The sequence below is a fragment of the Microbispora amethystogenes genome (assembly GCF_016863015.1).
Lineage (GTDB): Bacteria > Actinomycetota > Actinomycetes > Streptosporangiales > Streptosporangiaceae > Microbispora > Microbispora amethystogenes.
In genome coordinates this window covers 26,975-48,385 of sequence record NZ_BOOB01000013.1, presented here as the reverse complement: position 1 = coordinate 48,385, position 21,411 = coordinate 26,975, and the positions used below count along the sequence as shown (strand labels likewise).

Sequence of the window (21,411 nt, the reverse complement as noted above, 5' to 3'; positions counted from 1 at the left end):
TGGACGAAAGCCGCGCCGGTGAACAGAGCGGTTACGCGCTCGTGACGCGCGCAGTCAGGACGGGGCGGGTACGGCCGGGGCCTCCTCGTCGGCGACCCGCAGCCCGCGTACGCCGGGGGCCAGCAGCGCGGCCAGCGTGACCAGGACGATGATCGCGCCGCAGGCGACCAGCGCCGGCCGCGGCCCCACCGCGATGGCCACCGGCCCGGCCAGCAGCAGGCCGAGCGGCCCGAACATCAGGGACCCGAGCGCGTCGTAGGAGCTCACCCGCGACAGCGACTCGGCCGGGATCTCGCGCTGCATCGTGGTCTGCCACAGCACGCCGAAGATGTCGAAGCACACGCCCATCACGAACGCCCCGCCCACGACCGTCCACAGCGGCGCGTCCAGGCCGAGCAGCACGTACGGCGCGGCGGTCGGCAGCGTGAGCAGCGTGGCGACCAGGATGGGCCGCCGGGGGCGCAGGCGCAGCGTGACGACCACCCCCACGATCATGCCGACGGCCTCGCCCGCGAGGACGGCCGACCAGGCGGGCGCCCCGCCCAGCGACTCCTTGGCGACGAGCGGCCCGAGCACGCCGTGGGAAGCCTGCAGCGCCATGACCAGGATCGAGAACTGGGCGACGACCACCCACAGCCACTGGCGGGAGACGAACTCGCGCCAGCCATCCCGCAGTTCGGCCAGCACCGAGTGCCCGCCGCCCGCCGCGCGCTCGGCGGGGGTGAGCCGCAGCAGCACGATCAGCACGGCGGCCACGGCGAACATCGCCCCGCTGACGATCAGCGCCCAGCCGCTCCCCAGCAGGACCACGGCGGCGCCGCTCAGCACCAGGCCGGCGACACGGGAGACGTTCTGGCCCAGCCCCAGCAGCGCGTTCGCGGTCTGCAGCCGGTCGGCGGGCACCACGTCCGGGATGATGCCGGTCAGGGCGGGGAACAGGACCGCGGCGGCGACGCCGCTCACCGCGCTCGCGATCACGAGGGCGGGCAGCGGCGTCCAGCCGGTGAGCATCATCGCCGCCAGGCAGAAGTACGCCGCCGCGTTGAGCGACTCGCCCACCATCATGACCCGGTGGCGCGGCAGCCGGTCGGCGATCACGCCGCCGACGAGGATGAACAGCACCATCGGCAGCGCCTCGGCGGTGAGCACGGCCGACAGCGTCGTGGCGGTCGCACCGGGAAGGCCGAGCACGCCGAAGGCGAGGGCCACCGGCGCGAAGGCGGTGCCGAGTACGGAGATCGTCCGGGCCGCCAGCAGCAGGGCGAACCGCCGATCCCCGAGCAGGCCGAGATCGCGGCGCACACCGGCCATGTGAGAACTCCGGGAGACGGGGGTGGACGTGGAGAAGGGGGAACATGGAGAAGGGCGAACGAGGAGAAGAGGCGACAGTCCATCGTGCCGCTCCGGCACCCGTCCGTCACTTCATTTATCGCCGCGGCGCCGCCGGAGGCCGCCGGGGATTCGCCCTGTCCACCTCGGTTGATCTGCGGAGCACTTCCCAGGGAGACCAAGTGGGGTCCAGCGCCTATCCTTGGGAGGGACGGGTAGTCTCGGCGGGAAGACAAGAGCGATCCTTCCGGCAGTCCGCTCTTGAGCGTTCCGAGGAAGGTGGACGGCGGGTTCATGGGTGGAGGTGATCGCATCCTGCGGCTGACCCCTGTGAACAGTTCGCCCGAGGGTTCCGGCGAACTCGCGCGGGAAGCCGTCGTCTCCCTCCTGCAGGCCACGCTCGACGCGATGCCGACCCAGGGTGTCTGGCAGCTGCCGATCCGCGACCCGGCCGGCGCCGTCGTCGACTTCGAGGTGCTCGCGGCGAGCCCGGAGGCCCGCGACATCAAGGACCGCGTCGGCAAGGAACTCGTCGGCCTGCGCATGCTGGAGGGATACCCGAGCGTCGCCGGCTCGCCGCTGTGGGAGGCCTGCCTGCGGGTCCTGACGACCGGGGAGGCCGAGGACGTCTCTCCCTACGTCCACACGGAGGACGACGACGGCGTCCCCTACCTCTCCACCTACAGCGTCCGCGTGGCCGCGTTGCAGGGCGGCGTCTTCCTGTCCTGGGTGCGCCACGACAGGGAGGAGCGGCTGTCCACCCGGCTGCTGCACACCGAGCGCCTCGGTCACCTGGGATGGGGTCACTGGAGCCTGGTGACCGGCGAGGTCGAGTGGTCCGACCAGCTCTACGTGATCCACGGGCGTGACGTGGCCGACGGCCCGTTCCCTCTGGAGCACTACCGCGAGATCGCCCACCCCGACGACGTGCCCGTCGTCGACCACGCGCTCTCCACGCTCGTCGAGAGCGGCGGGCCGCACGAGTTCGAGCTGCGCATCCGCGTCGGCCGGGAGTACCGGCACATCAGGACCACGGCCGAGGTCACCAGGGACGCCGCGGGGCGGCCCGTCGAGATCCACGGCGTGGTCCAGGACGTCACCGACTGGCGCAGGACCGCCGACGAACTGGCGGAGGTCAGCCAGCGGCTGGAGGAGGAGTCGCAGCTCACCGCGCGCCTGCAGAGCATCATCCTGCCGGTGCAGGACGCCGTGCCCGGGCTGCAGCTCGGCGTGCGGTACTTCCCCGCCGAGACGGCCCCGCTGGGCGGCGACTGGTACCAGGCCATCCACCTCGACAACGAGGAGGCGCTGCTGGCCGTCGGCGACGTCGCCGGGCACGGCCTCGCCGCGGCCTCCGCCATGGCGAAGCTGCGGCACGCGATCACCGGGCTGGCCTTCGCCGACCACGACCCGGCGCAGATCCTCGTCGCGCTGAACCGGCTGCTGCGGCGGATGCGGCCCGACGTGCTCGCCACGGCGGTGCTCGCGCGCTACCGGGTCGAGGACCGCACGCTCACGTGGACCCACGCGGGCCACCCCCCGATGCTGCTGGTGCGGGGTGACAAGGTGCACCGGCTGCTGCATCCCGGCGTCCTCCTCGGAGTCTTCGAGAGCGTGACCTACACGTGCGCGCAGGTCCGGCTGGAGCCGGACGACCTGCTCCTGATGTTCACCGACGGCCTCATCGAACGACCGGGCCGGGACCTGTTCGAGGGTTTGGACATCCTCAGCGCGGCCATATCGGAGGTCGTGCCGAAAGTGCCTCCGGACGAGAGGGTGTCGGCCGTCATGGAGGTCCTCGCCCCGAGCAACACCGGCGACGACACCTGCATCCTCGTCGCGCGCATCATGCCGAACGCTTTGGAAGTGTCCTGATGTCCGAACTCCATATCTCGACAGAGCCGATCACCCCCGACGCCGGAGACGGCGGGAGCAGCGGAAGCCTCGGAGTGGTGACGGTGCGGGGCACGCTCGACTTCATCACCCACGAGGCGGCCTCCGAGCTCTTCGACAAGGCCTTCGCGCAGTACGGGCCGCACCTGGTGATGGACCTCCTGGGGCTCGACTTCCTGGACTCCAGGGCGACCGGCCTGCTGGTGAGCTGCTGGAAGCGCGCACTCGACGAAGGGGGCTGGCTGGCTCTCGTCGCGCTGGAGAAGGGCGCGGCACGCGCCCTGTGGATCACGGGCCTGGCGTCCCACGTCCCGGTCTTCCCCACCGTCGAGGCCGCCCTCGCCGCCGCTCCGCCGCGCGCCCCCCAATAGCCGCCCCCCGATAGCCCCAACTCCTCCTCACGTGCCGCCACGGGCGGGATAGAGCCGCAGGGCACGGGTAGCACCCCGACAGGACGGCCGGGCCGGGGGCCTGGAGGGGGTGAGGCCATGAAACGTCTCATCGCAGGCGCGGCGGCGCTCGCGGCCGCGGGCCTCGGAGTGGCGCGATGGGCCGCGGCGCGCGGCCGGACGCCCGTCCCGGCGAAGGACCCTCTCGCGGCCGGCCGCTGGCTCGGCGTCACGATCAACCGGCCGCCCGAGGAGGTCGCTCCCGGCGAGAGGCTGCCCGAGCCGCTGACCCGCGTGGACGCGGAGGTGCGGATGAACCCGGCGCCGGGCGGCCGGGGCACGGAGCTCTACGCCCGCCCACTGGAGCGCACGGCGCGCTCCGAAGGCGCCCTGACCCGGCTGCGCGGCGAGGACTCGCGTACGGCGGTCCGCACGGCGCTGCGCGAGGCGAAGTCGCTGCTGGAGACGGGCGACGTGCTGCGGTCGGACGAGGAGGTCGCCACCACCCGGCCCACCCTGCCGGGAAAGGTCCTCGACCTGGCGCTCGGCCGGGCCTCGGAAGGGGGACGGCTGTGAAGGCGGTGTGCTGGCAGGGTGTGAACGAGCTGTCGGTCGAGCGGGTGCCCGACCCGGCGATCCTCAACGCCCAGGACGCGATCGTGAAGGTGACGGCCAGCACCACCTGCGGCTCCGACCTGCACCTGCTCGGCGGCCACATTCCGGCGATGCGGGCGGGCGACGTCATCGGGCACGAGTTCCTCGGCGAGATCGTGGAGACCGGCCCGGAGGTGACCCGGCACCGGCCGGGCGACCGGGTGGTGGTCTGCTCGATCATCGGCTGCGGCCGCTGCTGGTCGTGCCGGCACGGCGACTGGTCCCTGTGCGAGAACAGCAACCCCAACCCGGGCATCACGGACCTGATGTGGGGCGGGTCGACGGCCGGGATCTTCGGCTACTCCCACGCCATGGGGGGCTTCCGGGGCAGCCACGCCGAGTACGTCCGGGTGCCCTTCGTCGACCACAACGCGTTCGCCGTGCCCGAGGGCGTCTCCGACATGGACGCCGTGTTCGCCTCCGACGCCGTCCCGACGGGATGGATGGGCGCCGACCTCGGCGGCGTACGGCCGGGCGACGTGGTCGCGGTGTGGGGCTGCGGCGGTGTCGGCCAGATGGCCGCCAAAGCCGCGATGCTCCTCGGCGCCGAACGGGTCGTCGCGATCGACCGCTACCCCGAACGGCTGGCCATGACCAGCCGCCACGTCGGCTGCGAGGTGGTCGACTACACGACCACCGACGTCGTCTCCGAACTGCGCGAGCGCACCGGCGGGCGGGGCCCGGACGTCTGCATAGAGGCCGTCGGCATGGAGGCGGACAGCACCGGCCTGCAGCGCGTGTACGACGGGGTCAAGCAGCGGCTCCGCCTGGAGCAGGACCGCCCGGCCGCCGTACGGGAGGCGATCCACGCCTGCCGCACGGGCGGCTCGGTGTTCGTGCTCGGCGTCTTCGCCGGGTTCGTGGACAAGTTCCCGCTCGGCGCGCTGATGAACAAGGGCCTCACGCTGCGGGGCGCGCAGCAGCACGGCCAGCGGTACATCCCGAAGCTGCTCGAACTGATCGGCCGGGGAGAGCTCAGACCGTCCCACCTCGCGACGCACACGATGACGCTCGACGAGGGGCCCAGGGGCTACGACCTGTTCAGGAACAAGAAGGACGGCTGCGTACGGGCCGTGTTCCGCCCCTGGATCTGAGACTCCCGACCTGAGGCGGGCGCGAGCGGGCGTGAAAGCGGCCCGCCGCCCCGCGAGGGGACGGCGGGCGCGCGATCTCAGCGTACGGCTGGGGCGGCCAGCCGTTCCGCCTCCTGGTGCAGCGCCTCGATGAGGACGAACTCCAGCCGGAGCTCCTCGTCCACGAGGCTGTCGAGGACGTCCATCCGGGCCTCCTTGTTTCCAAGACGTCCCGCGGCGCGCGGTGGTTCACCGGGTGCCCGAACGAATCCGGGACGGGACGCAGGCGACTCCTCCGCTGGAGGACGGCTACCCAGGACAGACCCGTCCTCACTCACATCCGTCACACGAATTGACTGAGGTCCCAGGGACGGCCGCGAAGAAGAGGCGGAGAAGAGCCGCAAGGCATACGGGAAACGGCCGACTGTGGCCTATAGTGAGAGGTTCGAAGTCATCTGCAAAACAGATCTCCTCGATAGGAGTTTATCACAAGAATGGGTGACCGTCAAACAGACGCCGCTCGCGCCGAAGCACTGCGGCGTGAGCAGGAGTACGTCTCCATGCTGTACGAACGCCTCGACATCGCCCGCGACCGGGCGGGCCGCGGAATGCGCGCCGTACTCGCCCGGGGCGCCTCGGGAACCCGGCAGGCGCTCGTGGAGCGGGAGGTGGCGGCGGCCGAGCACGCCCGCCACCACGCGCGGTTGTCGGCCGTCGAACGCGGCCTCTGCTTCGGCCGCGTCGACGACGGGAAGGGCCAGACCCTCTACATCGGGCGCGTCGGCCTCCGCGACGACGACCACACGTCCGTGCTCGTGGACTGGCGGGCCCCGGCCGCACGCCCCTTCTACGTCGCGACCCCCGGCGACCCCGAGGGTCTCGTACGCCGCCGTCACCTGCACACCCGGGACCGCAGGGTCGTGGGGATCGACGACGAGGTCTTCGACCTCGACCGGATGGCCGACGCCGACCGCCGTACGCTCGTCGGCGAGGCCGCCCTGCTCGCGGCGCTGCGGCGGGGGCGCACCGGCCGCATGGGCGAGGTCGTCGCGACGATCCAGCGGGAGCAGGACCGGGTGATCCGTTCGGGCCTGGCGGGGGCGCTGGTCGTGCAGGGCGGGCCGGGCACCGGCAAGACCGTCGCCGCGCTGCACCGCGCGGCGTACCTGCTCTACACGCACCGCGACACGCTGGAACGGCGCGGCATCCTCGTCGTCGCGCCCAACGCGACCTTCTCGCGCTACATCGGCCAGGTGCTCCCGGCGCTGGGCGAGACCCAGGTGGTGCTCACCAGCCTGGGCGGGCTCCACCCGGGGGTGCGGGCCGAGGCCGAGGACGAGCCGGCCACCGCCGTCGTGAAGGGCGACCCGCGCATGGCCCGCGTGATCGAGGAAGCCGTACGGGACCGCGAGCGCGTGCCGGAGGGCGACCTGGAGGTGCGGATCCCCGTCCGCACGTCCCTGCGCGGCGGCGTGGAGGTGGTGGTCGAGGAGGTGACGCTGCGGGTGGACCACGCCACCTGCCTGCGGGCCCGGGACCACGCCCGCGGCCTGCGGCGGCAGCACAACATCGCCCGCTGGGCCTTCGTGCGCCGGATCCTGCCGGCGCTGGCGCGCGACGAGGCCGGACAGCTCGACCGGCCGCTGGAGGACGGAGACCTGCGGTACGCCGCCACGGCCCTGTGGGAGCACCGGCCGGTGCGCGACGCGCTCGACGCCCTGTGGCCCGAGATCACCCCGGAGCGGCTCGTCCGCGAGCTGCTGTCCGACGAGGAGCGGCTGCGCGCCGCCGCCGGGCCGCACCTGACGGAGGACGAGCGCGCGGCGCTGCTGCGGCCACGGGAGGCGCCCTGGACCATCGGCGACGTGCCGCTGCTCGACGAGGCCGCCGAACTGCTCGGTGCGTACGACCACGGGGCGGGGGCGAGACGCCGCCGCGCGGAGGAGGAACGGCGCGAGGAGGAGCTGTACGCCAGGGAGGTCCTGACCATCACCGATGCCGCCTCTGCGCTGGACGCCGCATCGCTGGCCGGCCGGAACCGCGACGACGGGCCGTACGTCACGACCGCCGACCGCGCCGCGCACGACCGCACCTGGGCGTACGGGCACGTGATCGTGGACGAGGCGCAGGAGCTGTCGGCGATGGCGTGGCGGACGGTGATGCGGCGGGTCCCGGCCCGCTCCCTGACGGTCGTGGGCGACATCGCGCAGACCGGCGCGGCCGCCGGCGCCCGGTCCTGGGGCGAGATGCTCGACCCGTACGTGAAGGGGCGCTGGCGGGAGGAGCGCCTGCTGGTCAACTACCGGACCCCAGCGGAGATCATGGAGGTGGCGGCGGACGTGCTGCGGGCGGTGGAGCCCGGGCAGGAGCCGCCCGAGTCGGTCAGGCAGGGCGGCGCCCGCCCCCGCGCCGTGCCGGCCGCCGGGACCGACCTGCGGCGGCTGGTGGAGGCGGAGCTGCGTGAGATCGGGGAGGGGGAGATCGGTGAGGGACGGGTGGGCGTCGTCACACCGGACGCCCGGCACGCCGAGATCGCCGCGTTGTTTCCCGAGGCCGTCGATCCGCTGGACAGCCGGGTGGCCGTCCTGACCGTGCGCGGCTCCAAGGGCCTGGAGTTCGACGCCGTGGTCGTGGTCGACCCCGAGGCCATCCTGCGTCAGTCACCGAAGGGGGGCCAGGATCTGTACGTCGCGACCACGCGGGCGACGCGGCGGCTGACCGTGGTCCACGAGGACACACTGCCCGCCATGCTGCACCGCCTGCTAATGGAATGTCCACGAACCTTGGCCGGGCCGGTCACTGCGCCGGAAGGAACCCCCGGTCCTTCTTTGGCCTAGTCGGTCACTGCGCCGGAAGGAACCTCCGGTCCTTCTTTGGCCTAGTCGGTCACTGCGCCGGAAGGAACCTCCGGTCCTCGCGAAGCCCGCTTCGCTGGGCCTTCGCTGCGGTCCTCGCTCCCTTCCGCTCCGCTCCCTCCACCCCGGTGGACGTTGATGGACAGCCCGTCGGGCCGCCACCGGCGACGGAAGCGGCCCGGCGGGGCTTCGGACAGTGGCCCGGACACGCGAACGGCCGGCGTGGAGGACGCCGGCCGTATCGAGTGGCCTGGCCCGACCCGTCGCTCGACGCGTACCCGGGCGGGCCGTGCGCGGCGCCGAGGCCGCGCGATGCCTGGTGGATTCAGGACATCTTTCCCGAGATCTCGTCGGCGGCCTTGTCGGCCTTCTCCCCGACCTCCTCGGCCTTGTCCCCGACCCACCTGCCGGCGTCGGCACCCGTGTGCCGCACACTGTCCCGCATCGTCTCGGCCCACTTCTGGGCGTTGTTGCGGTACATCGCCACACCGGCCGCGCCGATCGCGACACCGCTGAGCAGCGCGACGACGGGCCAGCGCCGCCGGGTGCGCCGGGTGCCGGTCGACACCTCGATCCGGCGGGCCAACTCGCTCAGGAACGCGCTGACGATCGGAGCGATCTGCTCCTCGACCGACTGCGCGGCCTGGTCGAGCTTCGGCGCCGCCCAGACTCTGGCGTCCTCGATCCGGTGCGTGGCGAGATCCCTGGCGTTCTCCGCCATCGGGCTCACCCGGCCACCGGCTTTCATGGCCTGCTCTCTCACCCTGTTCAGCCACGTCTGCGGGATGACCACTTCGGCACGGCGCTTTCTCATTGACAGGGACACATCAACCTCCCCAATCGACAGGGCCCCGGAACGTCCCCTTCCCGGATGGCCGGGGCTCAATCACGGGCGGTGCTTGAAGGCATGCTCGATACCCTGTGATCCGGACAACTAACACGAGCAACCAAAGGGGGCGGCCCTCGTGGCTGACAACCTCATCGCGAACCTGCGCACGAACCACGGCACGATCCGGGTCCGGCTCTTCCCCAACAAGGCGCCGAAGACGGTGCGCAACTTCGTCGAACTCGCCGAGGGCTCCCGTGAGTGGACCCACCCCGAGACCGGCGAGAAGACGACCGCCAAGCTGTACGACGGCACCATCTTCCACCGGGTGATCAACGGCTTCATGATCCAGGGCGGCGACCCGCTCGGGCAGGGCGTCGGCGGCCCGGGATACAGCTTCGACGACGAGATCCACCCGGAGAACCAGTTCAACCGGCCCTACCTGCTCGCCATGGCGAACGCCGGCAAGCGGTTCGGCAAGGGCACCAACGGGTCGCAGTTCTTCATCACCGTCTCGCCGACGCCGCACCTCAACCAGGGGCACACGATCTTCGGCGAGGTGATCGAGGGCACCGAGGTGGTCGACGCGATCGCCAAGACCCCCACCGCCCGGGGCGACCGGCCCGTCAACGACGTGGTCCTCGAAGAGGTCACCATCGAGCGGTCCTGACGCCCTCCGGCGCGTACGGCGCTTGGTGACCACAACTGGTGACCACAACTGGTGACCACAACTGGTGACCGCAGCTGGTGATCAAGCTTGGTGATCACAGCGCCCGGCGATCACGGCGCCCCGGCCGCGCGAACGCGCGCGGCCGGGGCGTTTCCGGCTTATAGGCTGGCTGTCGTGGATGTGCCCGCACCGGGCCCCGCCCAGGAAGGATTCCATGACCTCCCAGCCTCCGCCGCCCCCGCAGCCGGGGGCGCAAGCCGTACCCACCTGCTACCGGCACCCCGAGCGCGAGACCTACGTCCGCTGCCAGCGCTGCGCGCGCCCGATCTGCCCCGACTGCATGCGTGAGGCGGCGGTCGGCCACCAGTGCCCCGAATGCGTCCAGGAGGGCAACCGCGAGGTGCGGCAGGCCCGCACGACCTTCGGCGGTGCCGTCGTCGCCGCGCCCCGCGTCACCTGGGCGCTGCTCGCCCTCAACGTGCTCGCGTACGCGGCCGAGGTCGTGAACCAGGACGAGGTCCTCCAGCGGTTCGCCATGTACTCGCTGGGCGTCTACCGGGGCGACTGGTGGCGCCTGATCACCGGCGCCTTCCTGCACTCGCCGCCGCCGTCCTTCTGGCACATCCTGTTCAACATGTGGGCGCTGTACGTCATCGGCCCCGAACTGGAGCGCAGGCTCGGCTCGGCCCGCTTCGCGGCGCTCTACCTGCTGTCGGCGCTCGGCGGCTCGGTCGCCATCTATCTCTTCGGCACCGTGGCGGTCGGCGCGTCCGGAGCCATCTACGGCCTGTTCGCCGCGCTGTTCGTGGTCTCCCGCAAGCTCGGGTACGACGCCCGGGGCGTCCTGTGGCTGATCGGGATCAACGTGGTGCTCACGTTCGTCGTGCCCGGCATCAGCTGGCAGGGGCACCTCGGCGGGCTGGTGATCGGCGCCCTGGTCGCGGCGGGCTTCGTCTACGCGCCCCGCGGCAACCGTGTCCTCGTCCAGGTCGGCGTCGCCGCCGTCGTGCTGGTGGCGCTGGTCCTGCTGGTCACGACGCTTCCGCCGTACGGGTTTCCTCCCGTAGGCATCCGCACCTGATTCAAGCGGCCGGCCGGGCCTCGCCGTACGGAGGCGGGCCCGGCGGATCGACCGCGCGTCGCACTTTACCCACAGCCTGTGGACAAAGACTGTGGAAAAAATCTCAAACGGCTAACGCCACTTGGTGGACAGCACGACACCCAGGATGATGAGCCCGAACCCGATCAGCAGGTTCCAGTTGGCCAGCGCGGAGATACCGGGAACGGTCGGCGCGATGTAGTAGACCGCGATCCAGACGATGCCGACGATCCAGCAGGCCACCATCAGAGGGGCGAGCCAGCGGGGGCTGACCTTCACCGTCTGCGTCTTCTGCGGCGGCGTGTAGACGGGCTTCTTGCGAATCTTCGACTTGGGCACGGGAGCGTCTCCTGGTGGGTACCCGCGCGGTCGTGCGGGCTGGTGTCAATAGCGTAGCCGCCGTGGCGGCGAAGTCCCGAGCAAGGATAGTCGGCGCGGGCCCGCCGGGGCGATCCCCGTACGGTATTGCCTTACGCTGAAAGTCCGATTTCTCCACACCCGGGAACGCCGAACGAGCCGATGGCGCGGCCGGAAACAGCGGGGAACATGGCGCAGCGGGAAACATGGTGCAGAGGGAAACACAGCACAGGGCGCCGCCGCGGGTGCTGGTCGTCGACAACCACGACAGCTTCGTCCACACGATCGTGCAGTACCTGCGCGGTCTCGGCGCGGACTGCGACGTGCGGCCGCGCGACCGGGTCGTGGTGGGCGACGCCGACGGCTTCGACGGGGTGCTCGTGTCGCCGGGCCCCGGCACGCCCGAGGAGGCCGGCGTGTCCGTCCCCCTCGTACGGCACTGCGCCGGACGCGGCCTGCCGCTGCTGGGCGTCTGCCTCGGCCACCAGGCCATCGCCGTCGCGTACGGCGCGGTGGTCAGCCGCGCACCCGAGTTGATGCACGGCAGGACCAGCCCGGTCCGGCACGACGGGCGGGGGGTCTTCGCGGAGATCCCCTCACCGGTGACGATGACGCGTTATCACTCGCTCGCCGTGGTCCCGGGGACCGTGCCGGACGTGCTGGAGGTCACCGCCACCACCCCCGACGGCGTCATCATGGGCCTGCGCCACCGTGCCGCCCCCGTCGAGGGCGTCCAGTTCCATCCCGAGTCGGTCGTGTCCGAACACGGCCACCGGCTGCTCGGAAACTGGCTCGCGCGGATCGTGTAACGCTTTCCGCTCTTGTTACGACTACCAAAGTGAGGGCTTCCGCCATTGCCCCCGAGTGGCGGAAGCCCTTCTCGCGTCTCCGGGCTCAGCCGTTGCCGAAGGGGTCGCCGCCGTCCCCGAGGTCGACGCCGCCGTCGCCGCCGTCACCGCCGCCGGTCGGATCGCCCGTCGGTGTGTCGTCCACGGGCGGCGGGGGCGGCTCCTGCGTCTGCTCCGGCCCGCTGGAGACCGTCAGCGTGATCGTGGTGTCGGGGTTCAGCTTGGTGCCCGCCTGCGGCGACTGGTCGATCACGTTGCCCTGCGGCACCACGTCGCTCGGCCGCTCCGTCGTCTTGACCCTGAAGCCGGCGCCCTTGATCGCCTTCGTGGCGTCCGCCAGCGTGAGGCCGACGACGCTCGGCACCTCCGTCATCTCCTTGGGCACGTACAGCTTGACGAGGGAGCCCTTCTCGACCTCCTCGCCCGCCTTCGGGTCGGTCTCGAACACCTTGCCCTGCGGCTGCCTGGAGACCTTCGCCACGACGCTGGCCTTGAGGCCCATCTCCACGAGCTTCGCCCGGGCCTCGTCCGGCGCCAGGCCGGTCACGTCGGGGATGGAGATCTTCTCCTCGCCCTTCGACACGACGACGGTGACCGTGGAGCCGGGGTCGGCCTCCTCGCCCTCGGCGGGCTCGGTGCTGATGACGGAGCCCTTGGGCACGTCGGCGTTGAACTCCTCGGGCGCGAACTGGACCTTGAAGCCCTTCGCCTCCAGCGCCTGCTTGGCCGCGGCCTTCGTCTGGTTGGTCACCTGCGGGATGGCGACCTTGTCGGCCGTGGACGAGCCGCCGCCGCCCAGGAAGGTGTAGCCGACCGCGATCATCGCGCCGATGACCAGGAGGGGGATCAGGATCCACGCGGCCGTCTTCAGCGCGGTGTTGCCGCCGCCCCCGCGCCGCCGTCCGTCGTACCGTCCGCCGCGTTCCTCGGGGCCGTAGTCGTACTGGGGGATCGCGCGGGTGCCCTGGGCGGCGGCGCCCGCCGTGGTCATGGTCCGGGTGCGGTCCGGCGCGCCGTACGAGTTGTACTGCTGGTTGGCCATCGCCATGGTCTGCGGGTCGACGGGCATGCCGGAGAGGGCCCGCTGGATGTCGCCGCGCATCTCGGTGGCGCTCTGGTAGCGGTGGACCGGGTCCTTGGCCATGGCCTTCAGCACGATCGCGTCGGCCCACTGCGGGATCTCGGGGTCGATCCGCGACGGCGGGATCGGGTCCTCCCGCACGTGCTGGTAGGCGATGGCGACGGGGGAGTCGCCGGTGAAGGGCGGCTGGCCGGTGAGCAGCTCGTACAGCACGCAGCCGGTCGAGTAGATGTCGCTGCGGGCGTCGACGCGCTCGCCGCGGGCCTGCTCGGGGGAGAGGTACTGCGCGGTGCCGATCACCTGCGCGGTCTGGGTCATCGTGGCCGCGGAGTCGGCCATGGCCCGGGCGATGCCGAAGTCCATGACCTTGACCTCGCCGTTGAGCGTCAACATGATGTTGGCCGGTTTGATGTCCCGGTGGACGATGCCGCCCCGGTGGCTGTAGTCGAGTGCCCGCAGGATGCCGTCGACGAGCTCCGCGGCCCGCTCGGGCATCAGCCGCCGGTCGGCGCGCAGCACGTCACGCAGCGTCCGCCCGTCGACGAACTCCATGACGATGTACGGCACGGGCGTGTTGTCCATCATGTCCTCGCCGGTGTCGTACACGGCGATGATCGACGGGTGGTTCAGCGAGGCGGCCGACTGCGCCTCGCGCCGGAAGCGCGCCTGGAACGTGTGGTCCCTGGCGAGATCGGAGCGGAGCGTCTTGATGGCGACGACACGGTCCAGCCGGATGTCCCGGGCGCGGTAGACCTCGGCCATGCCGCCACGCCCCACGACGCCGTCGAGCTCGTAGCGTCCGCCGAGTAGTCGTGGCTGAGTCATTTCCTGCACAGTCCCTTGCCGTTCATCGTGGGGTGCCGCCGGTGTCCATCATCGACCTTTTTCCTCATCACTCCCCCTCAGCCGGAGGGTTCGTGTCGGGCGGGGGTTCCGTGGGGCGCGGAGTCTCGGTGGTGTCCTTGGCCGGGGTGGACGTCGGTTCCGAGGTCGAGGAAGAGGTCGGGGACGGTTCCGGTTCGGGCGTCCGGGTGGATGGTGCCGACCTGCTTACGGTAGCCGACGGAACGGCGGTCGGCTCAGCCGACGTCCTGCGGGCCGTGGGCCGGTGCGACGGCGGCGCCGCCGGCCTGGACTCCCGCGCCGGCGCCTCGGACGGCGTCGGCGAGGCGGACGGCGAGGTCGCGGGCGCGGTGGTCTCCCCCGTGTCGGGCGGTGTGTCGCCGGTGCGCGCGGCGGTGAACGCCAGCACCCCGATGCCGACCGCGGCCGCGCAGCCGGCCGTGGCGAGGATCAGGGCCGCCGGCCGTCGCCTGCGCCCGCCCGCCGCGTGCCCGCCGGCGCCGCCCGGCCGCCGGACCCCGGCTCCGGCTCCGGCTCCGGGGACGCCCGCGGGCGCCCCGCCCGGACGTGTGGGCAGCGCGGACTCCGGGCCCGCCTGGCCGAACGGGGAGGTGACGCCGGGATACCCGGCTCCCGGTGCGAGGTGCGGAGAACCGGGATTCGGCGCCGCGCCCAGCGGCCTGGTCCCGCCGGCGTCTCCGCCGATTCCGCCTCCGATTCCGCCTCCGAGAGTGTGGCCTCCGGCAGCGGGGAACCCCTGGGGATCGGTGAGCGAGCCGAGCACCGCCGTCGAGGCGGCCGTGCCCGCGAGGGTGCCACGCAGGCCGCGCACCAGGTCGACCAGCGGCTGGCCGGTCTCCGGCCGCGCGGCCGGATCCTTGGCCAGCATGGACATCACCAGCGCCGCCACCGGTGCGGGCACGTTGCCGGGCAGCGGCGGGGGCGTGTCGTTGAGGTGCCGCAGCGCGAGCGCCACCGGGGTCTCCGCCGTGAACGGCGGACGGCCCGCCAGGCACTCGTACGCCACCACGCCGAGGGAGTAGATGTCGCTCGCGGGCGTGAGCGTGTCGCCGGACGCCTGCTCCGGGCTCACGTACTGGGCGGTGCCGAGCACGAGGCCGGTCGCGGTCAGCGGCGCGGCCTCCAGCGCGCGGGCGATGCCGAAGTCGGTGATCTTGATTTGGCCGGTCTCGGTGACGAGCAGGTTCCCGGGCTTGACGTCGCGGTGGATCACCCCGGCCCGGTGGGCCGCGTGCAGGCCCCGGGCCGTCTGCTCCACGACGTCGAGCGTGACCTCGGGCCCGAGCGCGCCGTTGCGGGCGATGACCGCCGACAGCGGCTCACCCTTCACCAGCTCCATCACCAGGTAGGCCACGTCGTCGGTCTCGCCGTAGTCGAAGACCTGGGCGATGCCGTGATCGGTCAGGGCGGCGGTGATCCGGGCCTCGGAGCGGAACCGGTCGCGGAAGGTCGAGTCGCCCGCCACGTGGCGGCCGAGGAGCTTGATCGCCACCTTCCGGCCCAGCAACTCGTCATCGGCCCGCCAGACCTCGCCCATCCCGCCCGCGGCGATGGGGGAGGTCAGCCGGTACCGGCCGCCGAGCACCGTCTCGGTCACTGTCCGAGCACCGCCTGCATGACGTCGTGCGCGATCGGCGCGGCCACCGCGCCGCCGGTGGCGTCGTTGCCCGCGCTGCCCGACTCCACGAAGACCGCCACGGCGACCTGCGGGTCGTCGACCGGGGCGAAGGAGATGAACCACGCGTGCGACGGCTTGCCCGGCGCGGTCTCCGCCGTGCCCGTCTTGCCCGCCACGGTTATGCCGGGGAGCTTGGCCGCGCCACCCGTGCCGTTCTCGACCACGCTGATCATCATCTTGGTCAGCTCTCCGGCGACCTCGGGGGTGACGGCCTCGCTCAGCGCCTCCGGGTCGGTTCCGTCGATCTCCGCGCCGTCGGGCCCGAGGACCTTGTTGACCAGGTACGGCTTCATCACCGTGCCCTGGTTGGCGATGCCGGCCGCGACCATCGCCATCTGCAGCGGGGTCATCTGGTTGCTCTGCTGGCCGATCGCGGTCTTGGCGAGCTCGGCCTTGCCCTCCTCCTTGCCGATGCTGCTGCCCGCGACCGACATTGGGATCGCCAGCGGCTTGCCGACGCCGAACTTCTCGGCCTGCTCCTTGAGCTTGTCCCAGCCGAGCTCCATGCCCATCTTCGCGAACGGCGTGTTGCAGGAGATGGTCAGCGCCTCGACCAGCGTCGCCCGGCCGCCGCAGGACTCACCGTGGTAGTTCGGCAGCGAGATGCTCGTGCCCGGCAGCGGCAGCGAGTCGGGCGCGTCGACCTGCGTGTTCTCGTCGCGGGAGGAGTCGTCGCTGAGGTAGGCCGCCGAGGTGACCGTCTTGAACGTGGACCCCGGGGCGTACGTCAGGTCGATCGCCCGGTTCAGCAGCGGCTTGTCGCCGTCCTTGTCGAGCTTGTTGTACGCCTTGTTGACCTTGTCCTTACTGGCCGTGGCCAGCGGGTTCGGGTCGTACGACGGCACCGACACCATCGTCAGGATCTTGCCGGTCTTGGGCTCGATCGCCACGACCGCGCCGCGCTTGCCGGTGCTCGCCAGGTCCTTGTACGCGATCTCCTGGGCCTTGGTGTTCAGCGTGAGGTCGACGCTCGCGCCCTTGGCGGGCTTGCCGCTGATCATGTCGATGGCCCGGCGGACCACCATGTCGGGGTGCGAGCCGTCGAGGTAGCGGCCCATCGCGCTCTCGATGCCCGCGGCGCTCTCCGGCGCGAACCAGCCGACCACGTGCGTGAACGGCTTGCCCAGCGGATACTCCCGCTCGAACCGGAACTTCGGGTCGCCGGTGTCGACGGTCTTGGCCAGGGTGGTCTTCGTGTTGTCCGCGGTGATCCATCCCCGGTCGATCTTGTACCTGGCGTACAGCATCCGGACGTTGCGCGAGTCGTTGCGCAGGCTCTCCGCCTTCACCGTGCCCAGATAGGTCACGTTGGCCATGAGCAGGCCGAACATGATCAGACAGGCCACGGCGACGCGCTTGAGCGTGCTGTTCATCGCTGCATCACCTGGGTCATCCCCTCGTCCTGGATCGCCTGTGGCGGCGGCCGGCGGGCCGCGTCTGACATGCGTACGAGCAGGGCGATGAGCATCCAGTTGGCGAGCAGGGCCGAGCCTCCCGCGGACATGAACGGCGTCACGAGACCGGTCAGCGGGATCAGCCGGGTCACCCCGCCGACGATGATGAACACCTGCCAGGCGAGGATGAACGACAGCCCGCCCCCGAGCAGCTTCGAGAAGGGGTCGCGGGACGCCAGGGACATCCGCAGGCCACGCTCGACGATCAGCGCGTACACCATGAGGATGGCCATCAGGCCGGTGAGGCCCAGCTCCTCGCCCACGGCGTCGAAGATGAAGTCGGAGAACGAGAACGGGGTGAGGCCGGGATAGCCCTGGCCGAGCCCGGTGCCGAGGATGCCGCCCGAGCCGAGCGAGAACAGGCCCTGCATCAGCTGGTAGCTCGTGCCCGAGTCGTAGACCGCCGTGGAGCTGGCGTGCAACCACCCCTCGAAGCGGGCCTGGACGTGGCTGAAGACCTGCCCGGCGAGGACGGCGCCGCCCACGAAGAGCAGCAGGCCGATGAGCACCCAGGAGGTGCGCTGGGTGGCGATGTAGAGCATCGCGATGAACGCGCCGAACAGCAGCAACGAGGTGCCGAGGTCCTTCTCGGCGACCAGGACCGCGATGCTGACGCCCCAGGTGATCAGCACCGGGCCGAGGTCGCGGGCGCGCGGCAGGTCGATGAACAGCAGCCGGCGGCCGGCCAGGGCCAGCACGTCGCGCTTGGCGACGAGATAGCCGGCGAAGAAGACGACCAGGGCCAGCTTGGCGAACTCGCCCGGCTGCAGGGAGAACGGCCCGAGGTTCATCCAGATCCGGGCGCCGTAGTGCTCGGAGCCGACCACCGGGAGCACGGGCAGGACGAGCAGCACGATCCCGACGAAGCCGGCGGTGTAGGTGAAGCGCTGCAAGGCGCGGTGGTCCCTCAACACGATCAGCGTCGCGGAGAACATCACCACACCGAGCGCCGTCCACATGAGCTGGTTGGAGGCCGAGGCGTCCTTGATGCCGCCCTCCTCCAGCCGGTAGATCATCACCAGGCCGATGCCGTTGACCAGCGTCACGAGGGGAAGCAGGAGAGGGTCGGCCCACGGCGCGAACTTGGCCAGCACCAGGTAGGCCGCGAGCATCAGACCGCCGAGGCCGAGGCCGTAGCCGAGCATGCCGGACGGGACCTTGCCGTTGATCCCGAGCCCGACGCCGGCGTACGCGCCCATCACGATCAGTACGGCGAAGGCGAGCATGCCCAGCTGGGCGCCGCGCCGCTTCGCGGTCATCGGTACGGGCGTGGCTTCGACAGCAGTCACTTAGCGGACCTCGTGGGGGTCGGTGTCGCCCCGGTGTCCGTCTTGGACGTCGCCGAGGCGCCGAAGTTCTTGATCCTGGTTATCCCGGCCTGAAGGTCGTCGACCGGGATGCCGGTGCGGACCTGGTCCTGCTGGACCGCGGGCAGCGCCGAGACGCGGATGTCGTCGGTGTAGGCGACCTTCTTGAGGGACACCGGCCCGACCTCCGCGTCGACGCCCTGGAAGACGACGAGCTTGTCCCCGCTGGCGCCTATGTAGAACTGGCTCTGGGTCCACTCGTAGCCGAAGTAGCCGCCGAGCCCGAGCGCGACGGCGACGACCAGCACGCCGGCGGCGACCTTCGGGCCCGAGCGGCGTTTGCGGGCCCGCCGCCCCGACGACTGGACCTCCCGTACGGGCTCGTCGCCGAGGTCGTCGTCCGTGATCACGGGCTGCGGCGCGGTGACCGTGGCGGCCCGGCCCGCGGGCGTGTCGGGTGGCGCGGGGGAACGCCCCCGGCCGGAGCCGGCCGCGCCCACGACCGCCGCGGCCAGGACCGGCGGCTGCACGTCGTCCACCTCGATCACGTCGGCGACCACGCAGGTGATGTTGTCCGGCCCGCCGCCCCGGTTGGCGAGGTCGATGAGCTGCCGGACGACGTCCTCGGGATCGTCGACGGTGGTCAGGGTGAGATGCAGGGTCTCGGCGCTGACGACGGTGGACAGGCCGTCCGAGCACAGCAGGTACCGGTCGCCCACCTGGGCCTCCCGGTCCTGCAGGTCGGGATCGACCTCGCCGCTGCCGTCGAGCGCCCGCAGCAGGATCGAGCGCTGGGGATGGTTGGCGGCCTCCTCCTGGGTGATCCGCCCGTCGTCCACCAGCGACTGCACCAGCGTGTGATCATGCGTGATCTGGTACAGCTCGCCGTTCCTGAGCAGGTAGGCCCGGGAGTCGCCCACATGGACCAGGGCGAAGCGCGGGCCGCTCCAGAGCATCGCGGTGAGGGTGGTGCCCATGCCCTTGAGGCTCGGGTCACGGGCCACCATCGCGTGCAGCTGGTGGTTGGCGTCCCGGACCGCGGCCTCGATGGCGCCGAGCAGGTCACCGCCGGTGGCGGCGTCCCGGTCGAGGGACGACATTGCGGCGATGGCGACCGAGCTGGCCACCTCGCCATGGGCATGCCCGCCCATGCCGTCGGCGACGGCCAGCAGGCGGCCGCTGGCGTACGCCGAGTCCTCGTTGCCTTCACGGAGGAGCCCGACGTCCGAGCGAGCGGCGTAGCGGAGTGCGATGGTCATTTGCGCAATTCGATGACGGTCTTGCCGATGCGGATCGGAACTCCGAGGGGCACCGGCGTCGGGCGGGTGACTTTCGAACGTTCGAGGTACGTGCCGTTGGTGGAACCGAGATCTTCCACGATCCACTGGCCGTCCTGCGGAAAGAGCCGGGCGTGCCGACTCGAAGCGTAGTCGTCGCTGAGTACCAGCGTGGCGTCGTTCGCCCGGCCGATGGTGATTGGCGTCTCCGTGAGGTTGATGATGGTCCCTTGCAGGGGGCCACCGGTGACGATGAGCTGACGTGGTTCGCCCTTCTTGGGCTTGGACACCGGCCGGGGTTGCTTGGCCGGTTTCCGTGGAGGTGCGGGAGCCGTGCGCGAACCGAACAGGTCTGTCCGGATGACGCCGACCGCGGCGATCACGAAGAACCACAGCACCGCCAGGAAGGCGAGCCGGATCAGCAGCAGCGTTAGCTCGGACATGGACCGTCTGTTACCTCTAATCGCGCCGGAACACCAGTGTCGTGCGGCCGAGGGTCACCCTCGTCCCGTCCTGCATCTCGACCCTGCGGACCGGCTGGCCGTTGACGAAGGTGCCGTTGGTCGACCCCAGGTCCACGAGCACGACCTGTGGGCCTTCCACCCGTAGCTCGGCATGATGCCGCGATACGCCGGGATCCACCAGTCGTAGATCACAATCGGTTCCGCGCCCCAGCAACGTCACCGGGGTGGTCAGCTCGTACGAGCGCTGCCCCTGGGGGTCGTCCTGGGTCGAGACGAGCAGCCTGGGGCGGCCCTGGAACGCGTTGGGCCGGCTGGCGGGCAGGTCGCTCGGGGGTTGCCGGATCTCGTCCTGCTCGACCGTGGCGCCACGGATCACGCCCGACCGGATGCGGAACAGCCCGACCGCGAGGTCGTCGGCGGTCTCGAAGCGCACGCGCACCGGCCCGACGAACGAGTACCCCTGCTCCTTGGCGTACTCCCGGGCCAGCGTGGCGAGTTCGTGGCTGATGCTGTCGGCGTACACCTCCAGGCGCTCGCTGTCGGTCGTCGACAGCTCCACCACGAAGTCGTTCGGCACGAGCGTGCGACCCTGAGCGACGATCGCGGCGCGCTCGTCCATCTCCCTCTGCACGGCGCTGGCAACCTCGACCGGCTGGAGTTCAGACTTGAACGCCCGCGCGAAGGCCCCTTCAACCATCCCTTCGAGCCTTCGCTCGAAGCGCTGAAGGACTCCCACCGGATACCTCCCTTCCACTTACGTCTATGGTCGCGACCGCTCCGGTGCTTCGCTGAGCTCCATCGCATCGTCGTTGAGAAGGATCGTATCCGGGTTCGGTAGCACGGGCGGATACGTGCTAACCTTTCCAGGCACCCAGAGATGGGGGTCAACCGCAAGGGCAAGTGGCGGAATGGCAGACGCGCACGGTTCAGGTCCGTGTGTCCGAAAGGACGTGGGGGTTCAACTCCCCCCTTGCCCACGAGAAAGCAGCCTCGCACGGTCGGAAGCAAAGCTTCCCTCCCGCGAGGCTTTCTCTTTGTGTCACCCAGGGGGACAACCCCCTGGAACCCCCGGCCGGACAAGCGGCAGCCTCGCATGGTCGGAAGCAAAGCTTCCCTCCCGCGAGGCTTTCTCTTTGTGTCGTGCGAGCCGCGGCCCCGCGTGGTCGGGAGTGAACGCACGTCGGGCCTCTCCTTCCGGCCCGTACGGCGTCGGGCCCCGGTTCACAGGTCGTGACGCACCGGGGGCCCCGACGGTCGGGGCCCCTCGATCGCGCACTGCACATTCTCCGGAGA

18 protein-coding genes and 1 tRNA gene are annotated in these 21,411 nt (G+C 71.2%); 9 read left to right on the top strand and 10 right to left on the bottom strand.

Annotated elements, in window-relative coordinates; genetic code table 11:
* Positions 1 to 54: 54 nt before the first annotated feature.
* Positions 55 to 1,311, bottom strand: coding sequence for an MFS transporter (locus tag Mam01_RS08890; RefSeq protein WP_204284903.1), 1,257 nt, complete (start codon positions 1,309 to 1,311; stop codon positions 55 to 57).
* Between the two features lie 312 nt (positions 1,312 to 1,623).
* On the opposite strand from Mam01_RS08890, the gene Mam01_RS08885 reads away from it, so the two are divergent.
* From Mam01_RS08885 to Mam01_RS08870, 5 genes are all read left to right on the top strand, one after another.
* A complete protein-coding gene (locus tag Mam01_RS08885; RefSeq protein WP_204284902.1) occupies positions 1,624 to 3,204 on the top strand; it encodes a PP2C family protein-serine/threonine phosphatase in 1,581 nt (526 codons plus the stop codon).
* Positions 3,204 to 3,593 (top strand): STAS domain-containing protein, encoded by a 390-nt coding sequence (locus Mam01_RS08880; RefSeq protein ID WP_204284901.1) that lies wholly within the window; start codon positions 3,204 to 3,206, stop codon positions 3,591 to 3,593. The genes Mam01_RS08885 and Mam01_RS08880 overlap by 1 nt, the downstream gene beginning before the upstream one ends.
* A gap of 117 nt (positions 3,594 to 3,710) precedes the next feature.
* The gene (locus tag Mam01_RS36480; RefSeq protein WP_239101154.1) at positions 3,711 to 4,187 is read left to right on the top strand and encodes a hypothetical protein; all 477 of its coding nucleotides are present in this window, start codon (positions 3,711 to 3,713) and stop codon (positions 4,185 to 4,187) included.
* Positions 4,184 to 5,359, top strand: coding sequence for a zinc-dependent alcohol dehydrogenase (locus Mam01_RS08875; RefSeq protein ID WP_150933728.1), 1,176 nt, complete (start codon positions 4,184 to 4,186; stop codon positions 5,357 to 5,359). Before Mam01_RS36480 ends, Mam01_RS08875 begins: the two co-directional genes overlap by 4 nt.
* A gap of 473 nt (positions 5,360 to 5,832) precedes the next feature.
* The gene (locus Mam01_RS08870) at positions 5,833 to 8,175 is read left to right on the top strand and encodes a HelD family protein (RefSeq protein WP_204284899.1); all 2,343 of its coding nucleotides are present in this window, start codon (positions 5,833 to 5,835) and stop codon (positions 8,173 to 8,175) included.
* 343 nt (positions 8,176 to 8,518) lie between these two features.
* On the opposite strand, the gene Mam01_RS08865 is transcribed toward Mam01_RS08870, so the two are convergent.
* The gene (locus Mam01_RS08865; RefSeq protein WP_150933730.1) at positions 8,519 to 9,007 is read right to left on the bottom strand and encodes a hypothetical protein; all 489 of its coding nucleotides are present in this window, start codon (positions 9,005 to 9,007) and stop codon (positions 8,519 to 8,521) included.
* Positions 9,008 to 9,158: 151 nt separating this feature from the next.
* Here Mam01_RS08865 and Mam01_RS08860 point away from each other — a divergent pair, with 151 nt between their 5' ends.
* Together Mam01_RS08860 and Mam01_RS08855 are read left to right on the top strand one after the other, a co-directional pair.
* Positions 9,159 to 9,689, top strand: a complete 531-nt coding sequence (locus tag Mam01_RS08860) for a peptidylprolyl isomerase (protein ID WP_204284898.1) — start codon at positions 9,159 to 9,161, stop codon at positions 9,687 to 9,689.
* A 214-nt stretch (positions 9,690 to 9,903) separates the two neighbouring features.
* Positions 9,904 to 10,770 (top strand): rhomboid family intramembrane serine protease, encoded by an 867-nt coding sequence (locus tag Mam01_RS08855; RefSeq protein ID WP_204284897.1) that lies wholly within the window; start codon positions 9,904 to 9,906, stop codon positions 10,768 to 10,770.
* Between the two features lie 111 nt (positions 10,771 to 10,881).
* On the opposite strand, the gene Mam01_RS08850 is transcribed toward Mam01_RS08855, so the two are convergent.
* Entirely contained in the window at positions 10,882 to 11,127 is a 246-nt protein-coding gene (locus Mam01_RS08850) for a cell division protein CrgA (RefSeq protein ID WP_150933733.1), read from the bottom strand.
* A 224-nt stretch (positions 11,128 to 11,351) separates the two neighbouring features.
* Here Mam01_RS08850 and Mam01_RS08845 point away from each other — a divergent pair, with 224 nt between their 5' ends.
* On the top strand, positions 11,352 to 11,954 hold the full coding sequence (locus tag Mam01_RS08845; protein WP_204284896.1) for an anthranilate synthase component II: 603 nt from the start codon (positions 11,352 to 11,354) through the stop codon (positions 11,952 to 11,954).
* A gap of 85 nt (positions 11,955 to 12,039) precedes the next feature.
* Here the strand turns inward: Mam01_RS08845 and pknB are convergent, their stop codons facing one another.
* The 7 genes from pknB to Mam01_RS08810 form a co-directional block, all read right to left on the bottom strand.
* Positions 12,040 to 13,899 (bottom strand): Stk1 family PASTA domain-containing Ser/Thr kinase, encoded by a 1,860-nt coding sequence (pknB, locus tag Mam01_RS08840; RefSeq protein ID WP_204284895.1) that lies wholly within the window; start codon positions 13,897 to 13,899, stop codon positions 12,040 to 12,042.
* A 67-nt stretch (positions 13,900 to 13,966) separates the two neighbouring features.
* Positions 13,967 to 15,535, bottom strand: a complete 1,569-nt coding sequence (locus Mam01_RS08835) for a serine/threonine-protein kinase (RefSeq protein ID WP_239101153.1) — start codon at positions 15,533 to 15,535, stop codon at positions 13,967 to 13,969.
* Complete coding sequence (locus Mam01_RS08830) at positions 15,532 to 16,989, bottom strand: peptidoglycan D,D-transpeptidase FtsI family protein (protein WP_204284894.1); 1,458 nt, start codon at positions 16,987 to 16,989, stop codon at positions 15,532 to 15,534. Before Mam01_RS08830 ends, Mam01_RS08835 begins: the two co-directional genes overlap by 4 nt.
* On the bottom strand, positions 16,986 to 18,329 hold the full coding sequence (locus Mam01_RS08825) for an FtsW/RodA/SpoVE family cell cycle protein (RefSeq protein WP_204285033.1): 1,344 nt from the start codon (positions 18,327 to 18,329) through the stop codon (positions 16,986 to 16,988). The genes Mam01_RS08830 and Mam01_RS08825 overlap by 4 nt, the downstream gene beginning before the upstream one ends.
* Positions 18,330 to 18,355: 26 nt before the next feature.
* Positions 18,356 to 19,636, bottom strand: coding sequence for a Stp1/IreP family PP2C-type Ser/Thr phosphatase (locus Mam01_RS08820; protein ID WP_204284893.1), 1,281 nt, complete (start codon positions 19,634 to 19,636; stop codon positions 18,356 to 18,358).
* Positions 19,633 to 20,097 carry an FHA domain-containing protein FhaB/FipA gene (locus tag Mam01_RS08815; protein WP_150933738.1) on the bottom strand — a complete coding sequence of 155 codons (465 nt, stop codon included), beginning with the start codon at positions 20,095 to 20,097 and terminating at the stop codon, positions 19,633 to 19,635. The genes Mam01_RS08820 and Mam01_RS08815 overlap by 4 nt, the downstream gene beginning before the upstream one ends.
* Positions 20,098 to 20,113: 16 nt before the next feature.
* Positions 20,114 to 20,854 (bottom strand): FHA domain-containing protein, encoded by a 741-nt coding sequence (locus Mam01_RS08810; RefSeq protein ID WP_204284892.1) that lies wholly within the window; start codon positions 20,852 to 20,854, stop codon positions 20,114 to 20,116.
* Between the two features lie 158 nt (positions 20,855 to 21,012).
* Here Mam01_RS08810 and Mam01_RS08805 point away from each other — a divergent pair.
* A tRNA-Leu gene (locus Mam01_RS08805) sits at positions 21,013 to 21,095 on the top strand.
* Positions 21,096 to 21,411 lie beyond the last annotated feature (316 nt).